This is a genomic window from Rhodococcus sp. 05-2254-6 (assembly GCF_002258565.1).
Classification (GTDB): Bacteria; Actinomycetota; Actinomycetes; order Mycobacteriales; family Mycobacteriaceae; genus Rhodococcoides.
This window is the reverse complement of sequence record NZ_NOZF01000139.1, coordinates 94,205-114,967: the sequence shown is the minus strand read 5'-3', so window position 1 is coordinate 114,967 and position 20,763 is coordinate 94,205. Positions and strand designations below refer to the sequence as shown.

The 20,763-nt window shown below is 65.1% G+C and carries 18 protein-coding genes; 13 read left to right on the top strand and 5 right to left on the bottom strand.

Annotation, left to right across the window (positions count from 1 at the left end; genetic code table 11):
- Window positions 1-80: 80 nt before the first annotated feature.
- Window positions 81-995 (bottom strand): PAC2 family protein, encoded by a 915-nt coding sequence (locus CH256_RS17960; protein WP_283347151.1) that lies wholly within the window; start codon window positions 993-995, stop codon window positions 81-83.
- A gap of 152 nt (window positions 996-1,147) precedes the next feature.
- Here CH256_RS17960 and metH point away from each other — a divergent pair, with 152 nt between their 5' ends.
- The 4 genes from metH to hisG are packed head-to-tail and all read left to right on the top strand — an operon-like array spanning window position 1,148 to window position 6,590.
- A complete protein-coding gene (gene metH, locus CH256_RS17955) occupies window positions 1,148-4,717 on the top strand; it encodes a methionine synthase (RefSeq protein WP_094670189.1) in 3,570 nt (1,189 codons plus the stop codon).
- Window positions 4,710-5,378 carry an HAD family hydrolase gene (locus CH256_RS17950; RefSeq protein ID WP_094670188.1) on the top strand — a complete coding sequence of 223 codons (669 nt, stop codon included), beginning with the start codon at window positions 4,710-4,712 and terminating at the stop codon, window positions 5,376-5,378. Before metH ends, CH256_RS17950 begins: the two co-directional genes overlap by 8 nt.
- Before the next feature lie 49 nt (window positions 5,379-5,427).
- A complete protein-coding gene (locus tag CH256_RS17945) occupies window positions 5,428-5,691 on the top strand; it encodes a phosphoribosyl-ATP diphosphatase (protein ID WP_032398466.1) in 264 nt (87 codons plus the stop codon).
- 47 nt (window positions 5,692-5,738) lie between these two features.
- A complete protein-coding gene (hisG, locus tag CH256_RS17940) occupies window positions 5,739-6,590 on the top strand; it encodes an ATP phosphoribosyltransferase (RefSeq protein ID WP_094642360.1) in 852 nt (283 codons plus the stop codon).
- A 48-nt stretch (window positions 6,591-6,638) separates the two neighbouring features.
- Here the strand turns inward: hisG and CH256_RS17935 are convergent, their stop codons facing one another.
- Both CH256_RS17935 and CH256_RS17930 read right to left on the bottom strand, forming a co-directional pair.
- The gene (locus CH256_RS17935; RefSeq protein ID WP_068050784.1) at window positions 6,639-7,445 is read right to left on the bottom strand and encodes a thioesterase family protein; all 807 of its coding nucleotides are present in this window, start codon (window positions 7,443-7,445) and stop codon (window positions 6,639-6,641) included.
- A 17-nt stretch (window positions 7,446-7,462) separates the two neighbouring features.
- Window positions 7,463-8,341, bottom strand: a complete 879-nt coding sequence (locus tag CH256_RS17930; protein ID WP_373454840.1) for a RecB family exonuclease — start codon at window positions 8,339-8,341, stop codon at window positions 7,463-7,465.
- A 321-nt stretch (window positions 8,342-8,662) separates the two neighbouring features.
- On the opposite strand from CH256_RS17930, the gene CH256_RS17925 reads away from it, so the two are divergent.
- Complete coding sequence (locus CH256_RS17925) at window positions 8,663-9,529, top strand: tRNA (adenine-N1)-methyltransferase (protein WP_052047554.1); 867 nt, start codon at window positions 8,663-8,665, stop codon at window positions 9,527-9,529.
- Window positions 9,530-9,563: 34 nt separating this feature from the next.
- On the opposite strand, the gene CH256_RS17920 is transcribed toward CH256_RS17925, so the two are convergent.
- Complete coding sequence (locus CH256_RS17920) at window positions 9,564-10,049, bottom strand: hypothetical protein (RefSeq protein WP_068050782.1); 486 nt, start codon at window positions 10,047-10,049, stop codon at window positions 9,564-9,566.
- A 185-nt stretch (window positions 10,050-10,234) separates the two neighbouring features.
- Here CH256_RS17920 and arc point away from each other — a divergent pair, with 185 nt between their 5' ends.
- The 5 genes from arc (at window position 10,235) to prcA (ending at window position 15,677) form a co-directional block, all read left to right on the top strand.
- The gene (gene arc / locus CH256_RS17915; protein ID WP_094670199.1) at window positions 10,235-11,998 is read left to right on the top strand and encodes a proteasome ATPase; all 1,764 of its coding nucleotides are present in this window, start codon (window positions 10,235-10,237) and stop codon (window positions 11,996-11,998) included.
- Between the two features lie 82 nt (window positions 11,999-12,080).
- A complete protein-coding gene (dop, locus tag CH256_RS17910; protein WP_068050780.1) occupies window positions 12,081-13,580 on the top strand; it encodes a depupylase/deamidase Dop in 1,500 nt (499 codons plus the stop codon).
- A gap of 194 nt (window positions 13,581-13,774) precedes the next feature.
- Window positions 13,775-13,969, top strand: coding sequence for a ubiquitin-like protein Pup (locus CH256_RS17905; RefSeq protein WP_008716348.1), 195 nt, complete (start codon window positions 13,775-13,777; stop codon window positions 13,967-13,969).
- Window positions 13,966-14,907 (top strand): proteasome subunit beta, encoded by a 942-nt coding sequence (gene prcB, locus CH256_RS17900; RefSeq protein ID WP_068050779.1) that lies wholly within the window; start codon window positions 13,966-13,968, stop codon window positions 14,905-14,907. The genes CH256_RS17905 and prcB overlap by 4 nt, the downstream gene beginning before the upstream one ends.
- Window positions 14,904-15,677: a proteasome subunit alpha gene (prcA, locus tag CH256_RS17895; RefSeq protein WP_068050778.1), complete on the top strand. Its 774-nt coding sequence runs from the start codon at window positions 14,904-14,906 to the stop codon at window positions 15,675-15,677. The genes prcB and prcA overlap by 4 nt, the downstream gene beginning before the upstream one ends.
- Before the next feature lie 33 nt (window positions 15,678-15,710).
- On the opposite strand, the gene CH256_RS17890 is transcribed toward prcA, so the two are convergent.
- Complete coding sequence (locus CH256_RS17890) at window positions 15,711-17,180, bottom strand: bifunctional phosphatase PAP2/diacylglycerol kinase family protein (protein WP_094670187.1); 1,470 nt, start codon at window positions 17,178-17,180, stop codon at window positions 15,711-15,713.
- 98 nt (window positions 17,181-17,278) lie between these two features.
- On the opposite strand from CH256_RS17890, the gene pafA reads away from it, so the two are divergent.
- The 3 genes from pafA to CH256_RS17875 all read left to right on the top strand — a co-directional run bounded on the left by pafA (window position 17,279) and on the right by CH256_RS17875 (window position 20,691).
- Window positions 17,279-18,637 carry a Pup--protein ligase gene (pafA, locus tag CH256_RS17885; RefSeq protein ID WP_179272136.1) on the top strand — a complete coding sequence of 453 codons (1,359 nt, stop codon included), beginning with the start codon at window positions 17,279-17,281 and terminating at the stop codon, window positions 18,635-18,637.
- A gap of 69 nt (window positions 18,638-18,706) precedes the next feature.
- Window positions 18,707-19,699 (top strand): helix-turn-helix transcriptional regulator, encoded by a 993-nt coding sequence (locus CH256_RS17880; RefSeq protein ID WP_094670185.1) that lies wholly within the window; start codon window positions 18,707-18,709, stop codon window positions 19,697-19,699.
- Window positions 19,696-20,691, top strand: a complete 996-nt coding sequence (locus CH256_RS17875) for a helix-turn-helix transcriptional regulator (RefSeq protein ID WP_094670184.1) — start codon at window positions 19,696-19,698, stop codon at window positions 20,689-20,691. Before CH256_RS17880 ends, CH256_RS17875 begins: the two co-directional genes overlap by 4 nt.
- The last annotated feature ends 72 nt before the right edge of the window (window positions 20,692-20,763 follow it).

The window sequence follows — 20,763 nt, the reverse complement described above, 5'->3', positions numbered from 1 at the left end:
GGGGTGACGTCACCGCTGCGGTGACGTTACGTCGGGATCAGAAAGACCTCACCGGCCCCCGGCTCCTCCTGTGCGGTCGGTCAGAGCCCGAAGTTGCCCGGACCGCGTCGCCTCAAGTACTTCTCGAACTCGGCCGCGATGGCGTCGCCGTCGATCTTGGCGATCGCATCGGACATGTCCACCTCGGCGTCGCCGCGTTCCTCGAGGCTGCGAACGTATTCGCTGATCTCCTCGTCTTCCTTCGTCATCTCGGTCACCGCCTCTTCCCATTCCTCGGCCTGGGTGGGCAGTTCGCCGAGCGGTACCTCGATGTCGAGCACGTCCTCGACCCGCTGCAGCAGCGCCACGGTGGCCTTGGGGTTGGGCGGCTGGGAGACGTAGTGCGGGACCGCAGCCCAGAAGGAGACCGCAGGCACCCCGGCCTTGACGCACTCGTCCTGCAGCACACCGGTGATCCCGGTCGGTCCCTCGTAGCGAGTCTGTTCCAGGTTGAACTGTTCGGCCGATTCGGTGCTGTAGGCGGTGCCGGTCACCGGAACGGGTCTGGTGTGGGGAGTGTCCGCCAGCAGTGCGCCCAGGATCACCACGGTCTCGACGCCGAGCTGTTCGACGAATTCGAGGAGGTCGTCGCAGAAACTGCGCCAGCGCATGTTCGGCTCGATGCCACGTAGCAGCACCACATCGCGCGAGCTGCCGGGAGGCGAACACACCGACAGCCGAGTCGACGGCCACTCGATCTCGCGCGTGACACCGTCCACCTGCCGGACTGTCGGGCGGTTGACCTGGTAGTCGTAGTAGTCCTCCGAGTCCAGTTCGGCCAGCGGACTGGCGTCCCAGATCAGCTCCAGATGCTCGATCGCGCCGCTGGCTGCATCTCCCGCGTCGTTCCAGCCCTCGAAGGCAGCGACCAGGATCGGGGAGCGCAACTCGGGAATGACGTCGTCGAGGTCGTCGAGGTCTGTGGCATTGGCCACAGCATCGTGGACGGCCTCGATCAATGCAGCATCCAGAGGCACATCCGATCCGGCACCTGAAATGTCCGTATTTTCGTTTCCGTCGTCGATCGGGGACTGGCCATCGAGGTTTCGGGGACTCACCACGACAGCCTACGACCCGACGTAACTTCGGTGCCCACTACTCTGTAGTGATGCCCGCTCAACACAAGCCCAGTCTGCTCGATGCGATTTCACGTCGTGTTGTCATCGGCGACGGAGCGATGGGCACGATGCTCCAGGACGCCGACCTCACTCTCGACGACTTTCTCGGTCTGGAGGGATGCAACGAAATCCTGAATGCCACCAGGCCGGACGTGCTGCGTGAGATTCACCGCGAGTACTTCGCGGCCGGTGCGGACGCCGTCGAGACCAACACCTTCGGCTGCAATCTGCCCAACCTGGCCGATTACGACATCGAGGACCGCATCCGCGAGTTGGCCGAGAAAGGCACCCGGCTCGCGCGTGAGACCGCCGACGAGATGGGCCCGGGCCGCGACGGGATGGGCCGCTTCGTGTTGGGTTCCATGGGCCCCGGTACCAAGCTCCCCACTCTCGGCCACGCCCCCTTCGCCCGACTGCGCGACGCGTACACCGAAGCCGCCCTCGGCATGATCGACGGCGGTGCCGACGCCATCCTGGTCGAGACCTGCCAGGACTTGCTACAGGTCAAGGCCGCGATCATCGGCAGCCAGCACGCGATGGACAAGCTGGGCGTCCGCATCCCGATCATCACCCACGTCACCGTCGAGACGACGGGCGCGATGCTCGTCGGCAGCGAGATCGGTGCCGCACTGACGGCACTCGAACCCCTCGGTATCGACATGATCGGGCTCAACTGTGCGACCGGCCCGGCCGAGATGAGCGAGCACCTGCGCCATCTGTCCAAGCATTCGCGTCTTCCGGTGTCGGTGATGCCCAATGCCGGCCTGCCCACCCTGGGCGCGAAAGGGGCCGAGTACCCACTGACCGCTCCCGAATTGGCCGAGGCCCTGAGCGGTTTCGTCAGCGAATACGGGCTGGCTCTGGTGGGAGGTTGCTGTGGCACCACGCCCGAGCACATCCGCCAGGTTGCCGACATGGTGCACGGGGCAACGAAACTCGAACGGCAGCCCGCGCCCGAGCCGGGCGTCTCCTCGCTGTACACCGCCGTTCCGTTCGAGCAGGATGCCAGCATCCTGATGATCGGTGAGCGCACCAACTCCAACGGGTCCAAGGCATTTCGCGACGCGATGCTCGCCGAGGATTACGAGAAGTGCCTCGACATCGCCAAGGACCAGACCCGCGACGGCGCGCACATGCTCGACCTCAACGTCGACTACGTCGGCCGCGACGGCGCCGCGGACATGGCCGCGTTGGCCAGCCGACTGGCGACGGCGTCGACCCTGCCGATCATGCTCGACTCCACCGAACCTGCCGTTCTCGAAGCAGGTTTGGAGCACCTCGGTGGCCGCAGCGCGGTCAACTCGGTCAACTACGAGGACGGCGACGGACCCGACTCGCGATTCCAGAAGATCATGCGTCTGGTCAAGGAGCACGGCGCCGCCGTCGTTGCGCTGACCATCGACGAAGAGGGACAGGCACGTACGGCCGAATGGAAGGTGCGCGTCGCAGACCGGTTGATCACCGACATCACCGAGAACTGGGGCCTGCGCCACGAGGACATCATCGTCGACACCCTCACTTTCCCGATCTCGACGGGCCAGGAAGAGGTGCGACGCGACGGCATCGAGACCATCGAGGCGATCCGGCAGCTCAAGGAGAAGTACCCGAAGGTGCACACCACCCTCGGGCTGTCGAACATCTCGTTCGGCCTCAATCCCGCTGCACGCCAGGTGCTGAACTCGGTGTTCCTGCACGAGTGCACACAGGCCGGCCTCGACACCGCCATCGTGCACGCGTCGAAGATCCTGCCGATGAACAAGATTCCCGACGAGCAGCGCGAGACGGCCCTCGATCTGGTGTACGACCGCCGCAGCGAGGGCTACGACCCGCTGCAGAAGCTCATGCAGCTCTTCGAGGGGGTCTCCGCAGCGTCGGCGCGGGAATCTCGCGCGGAAGAACTCGGCCGTTTGCCGCTGTTCGAGCGACTCGAACGACGCATCGTCGACGGCGAACGCAACGGCCTCGACGCCGATCTCGACGCCGCGATGGCCGAGAAGCCGCCGCTGGAAATCATCAACGAGACGTTGCTCTCGGGGATGAAGACCGTGGGCGAGCTGTTCGGCTCAGGTCAGATGCAGCTGCCGTTCGTGCTCGCCTCCGCCGAGGTGATGAAGGCTGCTGTGGCGTATCTCGAACCGCACATGGAAGCAACCGACGACGACGGCAAGGGTCGCATCGTGCTCGGTACCGTCAAGGGCGACGTGCACGATATCGGTAAGAACCTCGTCGACATCATCCTGAGCAACAACGGGTACGAGGTGGTCAATCTCGGTATCAAGCAACCGATTTCGGCCATTCTGGAAGCCGCGATCGACAAGCGCGCCGACGTGATCGGCATGTCCGGGCTACTGGTCAAGTCCACCGTGGTCATGAAGGACAACCTCATCGAACTCAACTCGAAGGGTGTCGCCGAGCAATTCCCGGTTCTGCTGGGCGGAGCGGCGCTGACCCGGTCGTATGTCGAGAACGACTTGCAGGACGTCTACGAGGGCGACGTGCACTACGCGCGTGATGCATTCGAGGGCCTTCGCCTGATGGACACCATCATGACCACCAAGCGTGGTGGCGGACCGGCCCCGGACAGCCCCGAGGCACTCGCTGCGAAGGCCAAGACGGCCGAGCGCAAGGAACGCCACGAGCGGTCCAAGCGCATCGCCGAGAAGCGCAAAGCCGCCGAAACGCCGGTGGTCGTGCCCGAACGATCCGATGTCGCTGCCGACATCGACATCCCGGTGCCGCCGTTCTGGGGCACGCGCATCGTCAAGGGCGTGTCACTGTCGGAGTACTCGGGGCTGCTCGACGAGCGGGCCCTGTTCCTGGGGCAATGGGGTCTGCGCGGTGCCCGCAAGGGCGAAGGTGCCACGTACGAGGACCTGGTGGAGTCGGAAGGCAAACCGCGCCTGCGGTATTGGCTCGATCGACTGAGCACCGACGGCATCCTCGCACACGCGGCATTGGTGTACGGGTACTTCCCGGCGGTCTCGGAGGGCGACGACGTCGTCGTGCTCACCGAACCCGAACCCGATGCGCCCGAACGCTTTCGGTTCACGTTCCCACGGCAGCACCGCGACCGCTTCCTCTGCATATCGGACTTCGTTCGGTCGCGTTCGGCGGCACAGGAATCGGGCAAGGTCGATGTTCTGCCGATGAACCTGGTGACGATGGGCCAGCCCATCGCGGACTTCGCCAACGAGCTGTTCGCCGCCGACTCGTACCGTGACTACCTCGAGGTCCACGGAATCGGCGTTCAGCTCACCGAAGCCCTGGCCGAGTACTGGCACCGCCGGGTACGCGAGGAACTGAAGCTCTCCGACGGCAATTCCGTCGCCTCGGAGGATCCCACCGAGGCCGAGGGCTTCTTCAAACTCGAATATCGCGGTGCGCGTTACTCGTTCGGCTACGGCGCATGCCCCGATCTCGAGGACCGCATCAAGCTCGCCGCACTTCTCGAACCTGAGCGAATCGGCGTGAAGCTCTCCGAGGAACTGCAGCTACACCCCGAACAGTCGACCGATGCGTTCGTACTTCATCACCCGGAGGCCAAGTACTTCAATGTCTAGAACCCACCTGCAGGGTGTCCTGTGGGACATGGACGGCACACTGCTCGACTCGGAGAAGATCTGGGACGTCGCCATCGGTGAGTACTCCCGCTCACTGGGAACGGAACTCAGCGCGGAGGTGCGCGAAAGCACCCTCGGCAACTCGATGTGGGATGCACTGCGCAAGGTCTTGGCGAATGCCGGGGTCGAGGTCACCGACGAGCGCCTGATCGAGGGCCGTGAGTGGCTGACCACACGAGTCGGAGACCTGTTCGCCGAGGGGATTCCGTGGCGCCCCGGTGCCAAGGACGCTCTTGCGCTCGTGCGCGAGATGGGTCTGTCGACCGGGTTGGTCACCAACACCGAGCGGGGTCTGGTCGAGCGGGCTCTGGACACCCTGGGGCGCGAGTACTTCGACATCACGGTCACCGGCGACGAGGTCGAGGCAGGCAAACCGCACCCGGCCCCGTACCTGCGCGGTGCAGCGTTGCTCGGCCTCGCCGCAGCTTCGTGCCTTGCGGTCGAGGATTCGCCCACCGGTTCGCTGTCGGCGCACACCGCCGGTTGTCCGGTGCTGGTGGTTCCGTCCGAAATCGCGGTGCAGGCCGCACCGGGGTACACCGTCCGCGATGGTCTCGTCGGATTGACCGCCGACGAGGTGCGACGAGCCTGGGCATCCTGATCTCGACCGATTCGTACCCCCGAGCGACGACGTGAAAGAATATCCATCCGTGAAGACTTTCGATTCGCTGTTCGCCGAGCTCACCGACCGCTCGAAGACCCGCCCCGAGGGTTCGGGCACCGTAGCAGCGTTGGACGCGGGAGTTCATTTCCAGGGCAAGAAGGTCCTCGAAGAAGCCGGTGAAGTGTGGATCGCCGCCGAGCACGAGAGCGACGAGGCACTCGCCGAGGAGATCTCGCAGCTGCTCTACTGGGTCCAGGTGATGATGGTGGGTAGAGGCCTCGAACTCGAGGACGTCTACAAACATCTGTGAGTTCGATCCGCATGTCGCTCACGAACTCGTCGAACAAGGAAAACTGCATGCTGCGCGTAGCCGTACCCAACAAGGGCGCTCTCTCCGAGTCCGCCGCCGAAATTCTCAGTGAAGCCGGCTACCGACGCCGAAGCGATTCCAAAGACCTGACGGTTCTCGATCCGGCGAACGGCGTCGAATTCTTCTTTCTGCGCCCCAAGGACATCGCGATCTACGTCGGATCCGGGCAGCTGGATCTGGGCATCACCGGACGCGACCTGGCTCTCGATTCCGGTGCTGCTGTCGAAGAGCGGCTGGCACTCGGATTCGGCCGATCGACCTTCCGCTATGCCGCACCCGCGGGCAAGGAGTGGGCACCCGAGGATCTGGGTGGATTGCGCATCGCGACGTCCTATCCCAACCTGGTGCGCAAGGATCTGGCCGCCAGAGGACTCGAAGCAACGGTCATCCGCCTCGACGGTGCGGTGGAGATCTCCATCCAGCTCGGGGTCGCCGACGCGATCGCCGACGTCGTGGAGTCGGGTCGCTCGCTGCGTCAGAACAACCTCGTGGCATTCGGCGAATCTCTCTGCGATTCCGAGGGCGTCTTGATCGAACGAGCAGGCACACCGGGCACCGACTCCGCACGCAAGCAACTCATCGCCCGCGTACAGGGCGTCGTCTTCGCACAGCAGTACCTGATGCTCGATTACGACTGCCCCAAGTCGATCCTCGACGAGGCCGTCAAGATCACTCCTGGAATCGAATCGCCCACCCTGGCGCCGATGGTCGACGACAACTGGGTTGCCGTGCGCGCCATGGTCTCTCGTAAGGTCCACAACAACGTCATGGATCAGCTCGCCGATCTTGGTGCCAAGGCGATCCTCGCCTCCGACATCAGGTCCTGCCGCGCGTTCTGAATCCGAGATCACGTCGTCACAGCGCTGACGTCTCGATCGGACGAGACGTCAGCTGCGACGTCTAACCAACACCGTCTGAGCGATGCGACCGACAGGTCCTCGTTCGTCGCTGAGGGTGCCCGCGCACATTGCGATTCCGTCCGGCCCGGTGGAGGTCTCGGCGGACACCCCGATCCAGTCTCCCTGCGGCACGCGGAACACGTGAACGGTCAGATCGGTGTTCAGGAACGTCCATTCGTCGATCGGGAGCTTGGCTCCGATTCCGTTGGCGATGTCGGCAATAGAGAACAGTCTCTCCAACGGAGTCATCGATTCACCCTGCACCAGAACGGGTCTGGGCCTCGCCCACACCTGGCCCGGCCCCGGCTCGCCGAGTCCGGTGAGAGTCCTGAACTCGACGGCGTCGAGATAACCCGACGACCAGGTGCCACCGAAGGTGTAGTCGACTCCGTCGCTCACCGGTCGCATCACCGGATCCCCGGAGTGTGCAACGTCGTCGGTCGGCGTGGTGCGCAATCGCCATGCGCTGCCGCGGGCCACCGCCCGCGCAGTTCCCGACGTGCCGTCCGCCCAGAGTTCCGCGACGACGAGCTCGATATTGGCACCGGGACGCTCCGTCCATGACCGGATCTCGATGTCCCCGACCGGAACCGGTCCGAGGATGTCGACGGCCACGCGACTGATACGGGTGTCCTCCCTGGCGTCGACTCGCTCGAGCGCCCGGACCAACAGGGCCGACGGCGGAGCGCCGTGTTGCATCGTCGGTGCCCACAGACTGACGGTGTGCTCGGTAGCGGTGACCCGCTCGTGGCCTTCGCTGCCGACACCGGCGGGAACGAAGAAGGCGTTCGGCAGTGCCTTCGCGGTGAGGGTCACAGCTCGGCCCCCGCCGGATCGGCAGCGGCCGTGGGCCAACCCGGATACGCCGGGGGAGTACCACCGAATTCCGGACACAGCGCCTGGTGGTCGCACCACTTGCACAACGCGCCCCGTTTGGCGCGGAAATCGCCGGTCTCGCCCGCAGCCAGAATCGCTTTCCAGATGGCCGAGAGCATGCGCTCGAACCTCCGCAACTCGCCCTCGTCCGGGGTGTAGGTCAGCTCCTGCTTGTCGGAGAGGTACATCAACTTCAGTTGTGCCGGAACGACTCCGCGCATCCGCATGATCATCAGCGCGTAGAACTTCATCTGGAACAGCGCCTTGGACTCGGTGAACTCTCGCGGTGCCCGACCGGTCTTGTAATCGACGACGCGGATCATCCCGTTCGGTGCCACGTCGATCCGATCGATGAATCCGCGCAGCGGCGTACCGTCGTCCAGCACTACCTCCACGCGCTGTTCGCAGGACTCGGGCTCGAACCGAGTGGGGTCTTCGAGCTCGTAGTACCCGGCGACCAGCGCGCGAGCCCGGTCGAGAAACGCCGGTCTTTCGTCCGCCGGAACCAGACTCTCGATGTCGGGTGACCGAGCGACCACTCGCTCCCACGCCGGATCGACGAGTTCTCGCGCAGTGGCCGGAACACGATCCTGTGCGGGCAACGCGTACAGGGCCTCCAATGCGGCATGCACCACAGTTCCCTTCACCTGAGCTTCGGTGGAGACCTCGGGAATCCGGTCGACGGCACGCAGGCGATAGAGGAGTGGGCACTGCTTGAAATCACCTGCGCGCGAAGGCGACAACGCCGGTGTACTGCGGGAGCCGGACGTCGCCGGCGACGTCTGCTCGCTGTCGCCGAGATCGAGTAGAGGCAAGTCGACGGGCGTCGACGCGGAAATACTCACGACTGCGACCCTATGCCGTTGGTCCGACATCTTCGGTCAAGGCCGTAGTCTGGCACGTCGAGTCGTCCCAGGTGCCGGACCGCAACAGGTCGGGCACCGAACAGAGCAACGAAAGCAGGTTCCGCTGTGCCGTCCGGTGATGCTGTGTCCTTCGGTGATTCCGCGTCCGCGTCGACCGACGGGCCCGAGGTCGACGCGATCGTCGATGCCCCGGTCATCGGTGCGGACGAAGTGGTCACCGCAACTGTCGACGAAATCGAACTCGACGAAGCTCTCGCGACCGATGACGACGTGCCGGTCGAGCCGGTACCGACCGGACCCGCACGCAGCGGACCGTTCCGCGTCGGAGATCGAGTCCAGCTCACCGACGGTAAGGGCCGCCACTACACGGTGGTGCTCGAGGCGGGCAAGGAGTTCCACACCCACCGGGGCGGAATCACCCACGACAAACTGCTCGGCGCCGACGAGGGCAGCGTCGTCACGTCCGTCAACGGCACCCCTTACCTCGCACTGCGGCCGCTGCTGACCGACTACGTGCTGTCGATGCCGCGTGGCGCGCAGGTCATCTACCCCAAGGACGCAGCCCAGATCGTGCACGAGGGCGACATGTTCCCCGGCGCGCGAGTGCTCGAGGCCGGTGCCGGATCGGGCGCGCTGACGTGCTCGCTGCTGCGTGCCGTCGGTACCGCAGGAACGGTCATCTCATACGAGATCCGCCAGGACCATGCCGACTACGCGATCAAGAACGTCGAGACGTTCTTCGGCGAGCGGCCGTCCAACTGGCACCTGACGGTGGCCGACGTGGATCAGTTCGGTGTCGATCGTCCCGGCGAGCAGGTCGACCGCGTCGTCCTCGACATGCTCGCGCCATGGGACGCACTGCCTGCCGTATCGAAGGCTCTCGTCCCCGGCGGCGTGCTGCTGGTCTACGTCGCTACGGTGACGCAGTTGTCCAAGGTCGTCGAAGCCCTTCGCGCGCAGGAGTGCTGGACCGAACCCCGCTCGTGGGAGTCGATGGTGCGCGGGTGGCACGTCGTCGGATTGGCGGTTCGTCCCGAGCATCGGATGCAGGGGCACACGGCATTCCTCGTCAGTGTCCGACGCCTCGCCGAGGGCACCGTCACGCCGAAGCCTCAGCGTCGGTCCGGCAAGGGCTGACGATCCCAGCGGCGTCGCCTAGGATTCCCGGCCTCTAGGCGCAGGGTGCCTGCCCCATGGCGAGAATCTGGCAGGTACTGGCATCGGAGAGCTTCCAGTCGCCGTCGATCAGCACCCAGGTCTGCGGGGACGGGGCTGCCGTTCCCCGCGGAGTGGCGATCGCGACGTCGGCGGTGGACGTCTGGCCCTCGACCGTCGGTTCGGCAACCTCGAATGTGATGGCGCCGTAATTCGCCAGAGCCGCGGTCATCGTTTCGAGGTTGGTCAGGCGTGCCTGCCCGTTCTCGACCGAAGCCGCCTTCGTCGCCGCGTCTACGTCCGGTGCCACCAGTTGCAGCAGAGATGCTTCGAGTTCAGCCGCGGTAGGTGCTGCGACGGTGGGTGCATCGGTTGCGGGATCGCTGATTTCGGCGGCCGCCGTCGAATTGTGATCGGTGTGATCGGAATCGTCGGCCGAACTGCAGCCGGCCACCGAAATCATCGCTGCCGCGAGCGCGACACCTGCCGAGAAAATGCGCATCTTCACTGGTGGAGCCCCTGATTCCATGGTTGGTCCGCTGCTTGGTCAGGTGAGGCTAACATGAACTCGACCGACGCTCGGGTGCGGTCGAGACACACTGCTTCTCCGTCCCGATCGTGGTGTCGGTCCGCACATTCGGGCCGGTGCCGGTAGCGTTGATAGATCGTCACTGGGAGGAGTCGCTCATGAGCTCAACAGACAATCCGGATGTGGCCGCGGCCAGAGCCGAACTGGACGCCGTGCGAGCCGAAGCTGCTTCACTGCGCCGTCAACTGGGGGAGTCCCCCGAACAGGTACGCGAACTCGAAGGACGCGTCGATTCTCTGTCGCTGCGCAACGCGAAGTTGATGGACACCCTGAAAGAGGCCAGGCAACAGCTCATCGCACTTCGCGAGGAAGTGGACCGCCTCGGCCAACCGCCGAGCGGCTACGGCGTTCTGCTGAGCGTCTTCGACGACGGCACGGTGGACGTGTTCACCTCCGGACGCAAGATGAGGCTGACGTGTTCACCCAACATCGAGGCGGACTCACTGGCACCGGGACAGACGGTGCGCCTGAACGAAGCGCTCACCATCGTCGAGGCCTGCGCCTTCGACCAGGTCGGCGAAATCAGCACTCTGCGTGAGCTTCTGGGCGACGGATCCCGAGCACTCGTCGTCGGTCACGCCGACGAGGAACGAGTGGTGTGGCTGGCCAAGCCGTTGATCGACATGGTCAACGACGAGGGCCCCATCGACCCGGACGAACCGTCCCGCAAACTCCGTCCCGGCGACTCCCTGCTCGTCGACACCAAGGCCGGCTACGCGTTCGAGCGTGTCCCCAAGGCCGAGGTCGAGGACCTGGTCCTCGAGGAGGTGCCCGACGTCGGATACGAGGACATCGGTGGTCTCGGTCGGCAGATCGAGCAGATTCGCGACGCCGTCGAACTCCCGTTCCTGCACAAGGATCTGTTTCGCGAGTACTCCTTGCGTCCGCCCAAGGGTGTGCTGCTCTACGGCCCTCCCGGCTGCGGAAAGACGTTGATCGCCAAGGCGGTTGCCAACTCGTTGGCCAAGAAGATCGCCGAGGCCCGCGGCCAGGACGCCAAGGAAGCGAAGTCGTTCTTCCTCAACATCAAGGGCCCCGAGCTGCTCAACAAGTTCGTCGGCGAGACCGAGCGTCACATCCGCATGATCTTCCAGCGTGCACGGGAGAAGGCGTCCGAGGGCACCCCGGTCATCGTGTTCTTCGACGAGATGGACTCGATCTTCCGCACTCGTGGTTCGGGCGTCTCGTCCGACGTCGAGACGACGGTGGTCCCGCAGCTGCTCGCCGAGATCGACGGCGTGGAGGGCTTGGAGAACGTCATCGTGATCGGTGCCTCCAACCGTGAGGACATGATCGACCCCGCGATCCTGCGGCCCGGTCGCCTGGACGTGAAGATCAAGATCGAGCGGCCCGACGCCGAATCGGCACAGGACATCTTCTCCAAGTACCTCACCGACTCGCTGCCGGTCAACGCCGACGATGTCGCAGAGTTCGGCGGAGACCGCGCTGCCTGCATCCGAGGGATGATCGACCGCGTCGTCGAGCGTATGTACGCCGAGAGCGACGACAACCGCTTCCTCGAGGTGACGTATGCCAACGGAGACAAGGAAGTTCTGTACTTCAAGGACTTCAATTCCGGTGCCATGATCCAGAACATCGTCGACCGCGCCAAGAAGTACGCCATCAAGTCGGTACTCGAGACCGGCAACGGCGGGCTGCGCATTCAACACCTCTTCGACTCCATCGTCGACGAATTCGCCGAGAACGAGGACCTACCGAACACCACGAATCCGGACGACTGGGCTCGAATCTCCGGCAAGAAGGGCGAGCGGATCGTCTACATCCGCACGCTGGTCACCGGCAAGAACGCCAGCGCGAGCCGGGCGATCGACACCGAGGCCAACACCGGCCAGTACCTGTAGCTTCGTCGAACACCACTTTCGGGGCGCGTCCGCACAGGGCGCGCCCCGAAAGCGCTCTGCGGCCGACGTCTAGGCTCGACATATGCAGCGCATCATCGGTATCGAGGTCGAGTACGGCATATCTTCGCCCACCGAACCCACCGCCAACCCGATCCTGACATCGACCCAGGCAGTGCTCGCCTACGCGGCAGCCGCCGGGGTACCCCGGGCCAAGCGCACACGCTGGGACTACGAGGTCGAGTCGCCGTTGCGTGATGCCCGCGGATTCGACCTCGGACGCTTCAGCGGTCCGGCACCGGTGATCGACGCCGACGAGATCGGCGCGGCCAACATGATTCTCACCAACGGGGCTCGTCTGTACGTCGACCACGCGCACCCGGAGTACTCCGCCCCGGAGGTCCGCGATCCGTTGGACGCAGTGATCTGGGACAAGGCCGGCGAGCGCGTCATGGAGGCCGCCGCTCGCCACGCCTCCAGTGTGCCAGGTGCCCCGCGACTGCAGCTCTACAAGAACAACGTCGACGGTAAGGGCGCGTCGTACGGCACCCACGAGAACTACCTGATGTCGCGCGAGACGCCGTTTTCGGCGGTCATCGCCGGTCTGTCGCCGTTCTTCGCCTCCAGGCAGGTCATCACCGGATCGGGACGCGTCGGAATCGGCCAGTCCGGTGACGAAGCGGGCTTCCAGCTCTCGCAGCGGGCGGACTACATCGAAGTGGAGGTGGGCCTCGAGACCACCCTCAAGCGCGGCATCATCAACACGCGCGACGAACCACACGCGGACGCGGACAAGTACCGCCGCCTGCATTGCATCATCGGCGACGCCAATCTCGCCGAGATGTCGACCTACCTCAAGGTCGGCACCACCGCGCTCGTGCTCGATCTCATCGAAGCAGGGGTCGATCTGTCCGATCTGCAGCTGGCCAGGCCGGTGACCGCAGTCCATCAGATCAGCCACGATCCGACGCTGCGTAAGGCCGTCGCGCTCGCCGACGGCCGCGAGCTGACCGGGCTTGCGCTGCAGCGGATCTACCACCAGCGTGCTGCGAAGTTCGTGGCCGCCGAGGGCAGCGACGACGCGCGCGCTCTGGATGTGCTCGACAAGTGGGCGATGGTCCTCGACCTTCTCGAACGCGATCCGATGGAGTGCGCCCATCTGTTGGACTGGCCCGCGAAATTGCGCCTGCTCGAAGGGTTCCGCCAGCGGGAGGGGCTCGGGTGGTCGGCTCCTCGGCTGCATCTGGTGGACCTGCAGTATTCCGATGTTCGCCTGGACAAAGGCCTGTACAACCGGCTGGTTGCTCGTGGGTCGATGGATCGACTGGTCACCGAGCAGCAGGTGCTCGATGCCGTCGGCACGCCGCCGGATGATACGAGGGCGTACTTCCGCGGTGAGTGCCTGCGCAAGTTCGGTGCCGACATCGCCGCCGCGAGCTGGGACTCGGTCATCTTCGATCTCGGCGGCGACTCCCTTGTCCGCATCCCGACCCTCGAGCCGCTTCGAGGCACGAAATCGCACGTCGGTGCGCTGCTCGAGTCGGTCGACAGTGCCGCCGAACTCGTCGATCAGCTCACCAACTGACGCGCCCGAAGACCGGTACCGACTATTCGCGGTGTCTTGCCGACCGACGGAGTCGGTCTGTCGGTAGGGTAAAGGTCCGTGCACTTTCGGCGGAACGTTCGGTTGCACTTGCACATCCACGACGGTGCACCTCGGATCGACCGGTGAGAGTGCAGTAGATCTGTTTTCTCGATACACGGAGGAGGTCGGCGACTATGGCACAGGAGCAGACACGGCGCTCTGGCGGCGGCGACGACGATGAGGTTCCAGGCGACACCGGAGCCGGTGGTCAGGAACGACGCGAGAAGCTGGCCGAGGAGACCGACGACCTTCTCGACGAGATCGACGACGTGCTCGAGGAAAACGCCGAGGACTTCGTGCGCGCCTACGTTCAGAAGGGCGGCCAGTGACGGTGGATCGTTCGGACCCACGGTCGGCCGGCGACGGAACGGCGATTCCGTTCGGGTCGAGCAGCTCGTCGTTCTCCGATTATCTTCGTCAGCACGCCCCTCATCTGTTGCCCGAGAGCGGTATCGCAGCGGACCTGGCGTCCCACACCGCGAACGGCGGGTCGGACAAGTCCGGTATTGCCCCGCACGGGACGACGATCGTCGCGCTGACCTACGCGGGCGGCGTTCTGATCGCGGGTGACCGGCGAGCCACGCAGGGCAATCTGATCGCCAATCGCGACATGCAGAAGGTCTACGTCACCGACGATTACTCCGCAGCGGGTATCGCCGGAACTGCCGGCATAGCGATCGAACTGGTGCGGCTCTTCGCCGTCGAACTCGAGCACTACGAGAAGATCGAGGGCGTGCCGCTCACGTTCAACGGCAAGGCCAACAAGCTGTCGTCGATGGTCCGAAGCAATCTCGGTGCCGCGATGCAAGGGCTCGCCGCGGTCCCGCTGTTGGTCGGATTCGACATCGACATCTCGGATCCGGATCGTGCCGGAAGAATTGTGTCCTACGACGTGGTCGGCGGGCGATACGAGGAGCGTTCGGGCTACCACGCGGTGGGATCGGGATCGCTGTTCGCCAAGTCCGCGCTCAAGAAGCTCTATCGCCCCGGAATGACCGAGGAGGAGGCGATTCGCGCAGCGGTGGAATCGCTGTACGACGCCGCCGACGACGACTCGGCCACCGGTGGTCCTGACGTCACCCGCGGGATCTACCCGACGGCTGTCGCCATCACCAGCGTCGGTGCGGACGATGTTGCGCACGACAGGATTTCGGCCGCGGCTCGGTCCGTCCTCGCGGAGCGGACCGAGAGCGCCGCACATTCCGGCGGTGCCGAGCATCACACCCGGGCCGGTCAGCAAGTGAGCGAAGGGGGTAGCGCACCATGACGATGCCGTACTACGCATCTGCCGAACAGATCATGCGCGATCGTTCGGAGTTGGCGCGCAAGGGAATCGGCCGCGGCCGCAGCGTCATCGTGCTGACGTACGCGGACGGGGTGCTCTTCGTGGCCGAGAACCGTTCGACCGCGTTGCACAAGGTGAGCGAACTGTACGACCGGATCGGTTTCGCGGCCGTGGGCAAGTACAACGAGTTCGAGAACCTGCGCAAGGCCGGAATTCAGCACGCCGACATCAAGGGATACACCTACGATCGGCGTGACGTGACCGGCCGTTCGCTCGCCAAGACGTACGCCCAAGCACTCGGCACGATCTTCACCGAGCAGCTCAAGCCGTACGAGGTCGAGATCTGTGTCGCGGAGGTCTCGCATCAGGACGAGCCGATCGCGACCCAGCTCTACCGCATCACCTACGACGGATCCATCGTCGACGAGCAGGATTTCGTCGTCATGGGCGGAACGACCGAGCCGATCGTGGCTGCGCTCAAGGACACGTACCGGTCCGGACTCGACCTGGCCGACGCGGTCCGTGTCGCCGTCGACGCACTCACGGCAGGTCCGGCGACGCCGCCTGCGGCGGGCGGTGAGCCGGAGAAGAAGGTTCTCGAAGTATCGGCGCTCGAGGTTGCGGTGCTGGACCAGGGTCGGCCGAGGCGAGCATTCCGACGCATAGCCGGAGCTGCGCTGGAAGACATGTTGCCGACGCCGTCTGCGGCGGCCGAGGCAGTGACCGATACCGAAGCGGCACCGCCCTCCTGATCGGTGGCCCCGATTTTCCCACGGTCTCGCGCTCTATCGCTTCCGATAGAGCGCGAGACCGTTCTCGTCACTGGTGAACTCGAACCACGTTCCGTCGCCCACCACTTCGCCGTCGGCCGCCAGCGCAACCGGGGCGCCCTCCACCTCGACGGTCAGTTTCTTCACCGCTCGACGGACGTAGGCGGGTGACGAGCCGAGGGTGCCGGTCAACGTTGCCCACAGCAGTCTGGTTCTCGATGCCTTCGGCTCCGACGGTAGAAACCTGACATCGAGGGTTCCGGTGTGAATGCTGCTGCGAGACATAGGAACTTGATCTGCCGGTGCGTAGTTGCCGTTGCCCACGAACAGCATCCAGACCGAATGCCTGGTGCCGTCGAGCCCGATGTTCAGTGGTTCCGCAGCCGCCAGCACCCTCGTCATCGCAATGGCGGCGGCCGGCCATTTGCCGATTCGGCGCTGCAACTTCTGACGCAGCCGCACCGAGTCGGGGTAGCCACCGAAGGTAGCGGTGTTGACGAACGACACGCTGCGGCCGTCGACGGACACCTCGGCGATGTCGACCAGTTCCGCGGTGCCCGCTTCCACAGCGGCAGCGGTGTCCTCCACGACGGTCAGCCCGGTGTCGCGAGCGAAGTGGTTGAGGGTGCCGCCCGGAAATGCTGCGAGCGGCAACCCGTTGCGTACCGCCGACGCGGCGACGCTGACCACTGTTCCGTCGCCGCCGCAGACACCGAGCGCACGCGGGGAGGTGCTCCGAATTCGCTGCTCGAGTTGCTCGTTGAAGTCCCGGTCGGGATCGGGGACGAACAGATCTGCGTCGGGAAGTGCTCGACGGATCGAGTCGGGCACGGCTTCCGAGTCGTCGCCCGAACCCGGATTGACGAGCACCAGCAGCCCCCGGCCGCCCGGCAGCGGCTCGACGTCGACCGGCGAGCCCAGATCGGCGGGCTTGCCCGACCGTACGGCCCACCAGCGACGGGTGGACAACGCGATGGCCGAGCCGAGAGCGGCACCGGCGATGACGTCTGTCGGCCAGTGCACCCCGACGTGGACCCGCGAGTAACACACCGCAGCCGCAACGGGCGCCAGCAGCACACCCGCTACCGGGGATTCGATTGCCACCGCCGTGACGAACGCAGCCGCCGACGCCGAATGACCGGAGGGGAACGACGACGACACCGGTGGAGCCAGCACCTGACGCAGGACGGGAACCGACTCGGAATCCGGACGAGTTCGCGGAAACAACGGTTTGAGCAGGCCGTTCGCGACCGAGCTCGCACCTGCCAGAGCGACGAGACCCCGAACGCCCCCGCGTCGGGCCGGGCCACCTGCAGCCACGAGAAGCGCAGCCGCACCGAGCCACAGACGACCGTGATCGGCGGCGTTGCTCAGCGCGCGCAGGCCGCCGTCCGCCCGGCTCTGCCGCAGAGCGGCACTTCGTGCCACCAAGGACAGATCCCACGCGTGAACGGCCGTCGAGATCGAGGTGCGCGTGGAAGTCATGACGCCCAGCCTAAGCACGTGCGACGACATCCTCACCGACAGACGACATCGGGGCGCTCCGACACATCGTTTCGAGGGTTGCGTTGTAGTGTCGAAGTGTGCAGCGACGAATTATGGGCATCGAGACAGAGTTCGGTGTCACATGTACTTTCCACGGACATCGACGCCTGAGTCCGGACGAAGTGGCTCGCTATCTGTTCCGCCGAGTCGTCTCGTGGGGTCGCAGCTCGAATGTGTTCCTTCGCAACGGTGCCCGCCTGTACCTCGATGTGGGCTCGCACCCCGAGTACGCCACCGCCGAGTGCGACAGTCTGCTGCAGTTGGTCACCCACGACCGCGCCGGCGAACGGGTACTGGAAGACCTGCTGATCGATGCCGAGCAGCGCCTGGCAGAGGAGGGCATCGGCGGCGATATCTACCTGTTCAAGAACAACACCGACTCGGCCGGCAACTCGTACGGCTGCCACGAGAACTTCCTGGTCCAGCGAGCGGGGGAGTTCTCCCGAATCTCGGACGTTCTGCTGCCGTTCCTGGTCACGCGTCAATTGATCTGCGGCGCAGGCAAGGTACTGCAGACGCCGAAGGCTGCGACGTTCTGCCTGTCGCAGCGCGCCGAGCACATCTGGGAGGGCGTCTCCTCGGCCACCACTCGTTCGCGGCCGATCATCAACACTCGCGACGAGCCGCACGCCGACGCCGAGAAGTACCGCCGGCTGCACGTCATTGTGGGCGACTCCAACATGGCCGAGACCTCGACGATGCTCAAGGTCGGAACGGCGGCCCTCGTTCTCGAGATGATCGAAGCGGGAGTGTCCTTCCGAGACTTCGCACTGGACAATCCGATTCGCGCCATTCGGGAGGTCAGCCACGACCTCACCGGACGCCGTCCCGTTCGACTCGCCGGCGGACGACAGGCCAGCGCCCTCGACATTCAGCGTGAGTACTACGCGCGAGCCGTCGAGCATCTCAGGACACGCGAGCCGAACACTCAGGTGGAGCAGGTCGTCGATCTGTGGGGACGCACGCTCGACGCCATCGAGACACAGGATTTCGCGAAGGTCGACACCGAGATCGACTGGGTCATCAAGCGCAAGCTGTTCCAGCGTTACCAGGACCGGTACTCGATGGAGTTGTCCGATCCCAAGATCGCACAGTTGGACCTGGCGTACCACGACATCAAGCGTGGCCGGGGGGTCTTCGACCTGTTGCAGCGCAAGGGTCTTGCGAAGAGAGTCACCGAGGACGAGCAGATCGACGAGGCTGTCGATCTACCGCCTCAGACCACCCGAGCCAAGCTGCGCGGAGAATTCATCACGGCCGCCCAGGAGGCAGGTCGCGACTTCACGGTCGACTGGGTGCACCTCAAGCTCAACGATCAGGCTCAACGAACCGTGCTCTGCAAGGACCCGTTCCGCTCGGTCGACGAGCGGGTCGAGCGGTTGATCGCGTCGATGTAGGCAGGTGGACCTCCGGTAGCTCGGGTCGCTACCGCTCGGTCCTCCGATGAGCAACTAGGCTCGACTGTCGTGGCCACCACCAAAGTCGAACGCCTGATGAACCTGGTCATCTGTCTGTTGTCGACACGTCAGTTCCTGACCGCGGAGTGGATCCGCGAGAGCGTTGCCGGGTACGACGACTCCACCAGCCACGAGGCGTTCAGCCGGATGTTCGAGCGGGACAAGAACGAACTGCGTGACCTCGGAGTCCCGTTGGAGACCGGCACTGCCACCAGGTTCGGGGGCGTCGAGGGCTATCGCATCAACCGCGACGCGTACGAACTGCCCGACATCGACCTCACCAGCGCGGAATCGGCCGCCGTCGCGGTCGCCGTCAAACTGTGGGAATCACCGGAGCTCACCTCCGCGGCGCAGAGCGCGCTGCTCAAACTTCGAGCGGCGGGAATCCAGGTCGACCAGAACGAGTCCGCTGCGGCAGTGACCGCGGTTCCCGCACGCACCCGGGGCTCGGAACCTGCGCTGGGTGCCTTGCTGGCCGCGATCGACGACGGTAGATCGGTACGTTTCCAACACCGACCCTCGTCGACCGAGCCGTTCACCACCAGAACCGTCCAGCCGTGGGGTGTCGTGACGTTTCGCGGCCGCTGGTATCTGGTGGGACACGACGTGGATCGCAACGACACCCGCACGTTCCGCCTCTCCCGAATCGGCGACGACGTCAAACCGTTCGGCACCGCGCAGAGCGTGCGCAAGCCCGATGGTATCGACCTGCAGGACATCGTCCGCCGAGTGGCGGGCACGTCCTCGGTCTCGGGCACGGCCCGGGTATGGCTGCACGACGGCAAGGCGCTGGAACTACGCAGGATGGGAACGGTGGTGGGTGTGCAGAGTCTCGGTGCCCGCAGCGGCACCGTCGTGGAGGTTCCCGTGCGGTCCTGGGACTGGATCTCGCGGTTGATAGCAGGTCACGGCGCGGATGCGGTGGTACTCGAACCCGCCGAACTGCGCGCCGATGTGATCTCGACACTGCGGACAGCGGCCGATGTGGAGAACGAGCGATGAGCGCGCGACTGTCGGTTCGGCTGGCCAGGTTGCTCAACATGGTGCCGTTCTTCATGGCCAATCCCGGGTTGAGCGCCGAGGAGGCCGCCCAGGAGCTGGGGGTGTCGACGGCGACGCTGATGGCCGATCTCAATCAGCTCTGGATGTGCGGTCTGCCCGGCTACGGCCCGGGTGATCTCATCGATCTGTCGTTCTCCGAGGAGAGCATCGACGTGACGTTCTCGGCCGGCATCGATCGACCGCTGCGCCTGACGTCGACCGAGGCGACGGCCCTGTTGGTTGCGCTTCGATCTCTGACGTCGATGCCAGGGATGGTCGACCCGTCCGCTGCTCAGCGCGCCATCGCGAAGATCGAGACCGCGGCAGGATCGGCGGCGGCCAACGTGCCACTCTCGTCCGATCACGACGGCACGGATACGGAGGAGGGGCCGGTCCCTGCCACCGTCCGATCCGCATTGCGGCACCGGCACGCTCTGGAACTGACCTATTACTCCGCGTCGCGGGACGTCCTGACCGAGCGGACCGTGGACCCGATCAGGACGGTGGTCGTCGACGACAACAGCTATGTCCAGGCGTGGTGCCGAAGCGCCGAGGGTGTTCGGCTGTTCCGGTTCGACCGCATCGACTCGGCCACCGAACTCGACGAACCGGCCGCGCCGCCGGAATCGGTGCAGGACGAGGACGCCTTCGAGATCTTCAACGACGATCCCTCGCTGTCGCAGGCGCGGCTGAAGGTCTCACCTGCATTCACCTGGATCCTGGACTACTACCCGATGACACAGGTCGCGGCGGATGCGGACGGGTCGATCGTGGTCACGATGCGATTCGCCACGCTGCAGTGGATGACACGGTTGACGTTGGGCTTCGGCGGCGGAGTCACGGTACTGGCACCTGAATCCTTGGTGAACTCCGTCCGCGACCGAGCACGTTCGGCCCTGGACGCGTACGCAGAGTTCGACGCGACCAGCGCGGACGGTCCCGTCGCCACATGAACACCGGGCAAACCCGGACCCGCCGCTGCCGAAGTCGGCACCCGTGGTCGGGTACGCTCGATTCATCTGATC

Coding starts and splice junctions, on each gene's coding strand:
- metH (WP_094670189.1), top strand. CDS start 1,148: ATGCCCGCTCAACACAAGCCCAGTCTGCTCGATGCGATTTCACGTCGT.
- CH256_RS17905 (WP_008716348.1), top strand. CDS start 13,775: ATGGCACAGGAGCAGACACGGCGCTCTGGCGGCGGCGACGACGATGAG.
- hisG (WP_094642360.1), top strand. CDS start 5,739: ATGCTGCGCGTAGCCGTACCCAACAAGGGCGCTCTCTCCGAGTCCGCC.
- prcA (WP_068050778.1), top strand. CDS start 14,904: ATGACGATGCCGTACTACGCATCTGCCGAACAGATCATGCGCGATCGT.
- arc (WP_094670199.1), top strand. CDS start 10,235: ATGAGCTCAACAGACAATCCGGATGTGGCCGCGGCCAGAGCCGAACTG.
- CH256_RS17950 (WP_094670188.1), top strand. CDS start 4,710: ATGTCTAGAACCCACCTGCAGGGTGTCCTGTGGGACATGGACGGCACA.
- CH256_RS17890 (WP_094670187.1), bottom strand. CDS start 17,180: ATGACTTCCACGCGCACCTCGATCTCGACGGCCGTTCACGCGTGGGAT.
- dop (WP_068050780.1), top strand. CDS start 12,081: ATGCAGCGCATCATCGGTATCGAGGTCGAGTACGGCATATCTTCGCCC.
- CH256_RS17920 (WP_068050782.1), bottom strand. CDS start 10,049: ATGCGCATTTTCTCGGCAGGTGTCGCGCTCGCGGCAGCGATGATTTCG.
- CH256_RS17875 (WP_094670184.1), top strand. CDS start 19,696: ATGAGCGCGCGACTGTCGGTTCGGCTGGCCAGGTTGCTCAACATGGTG.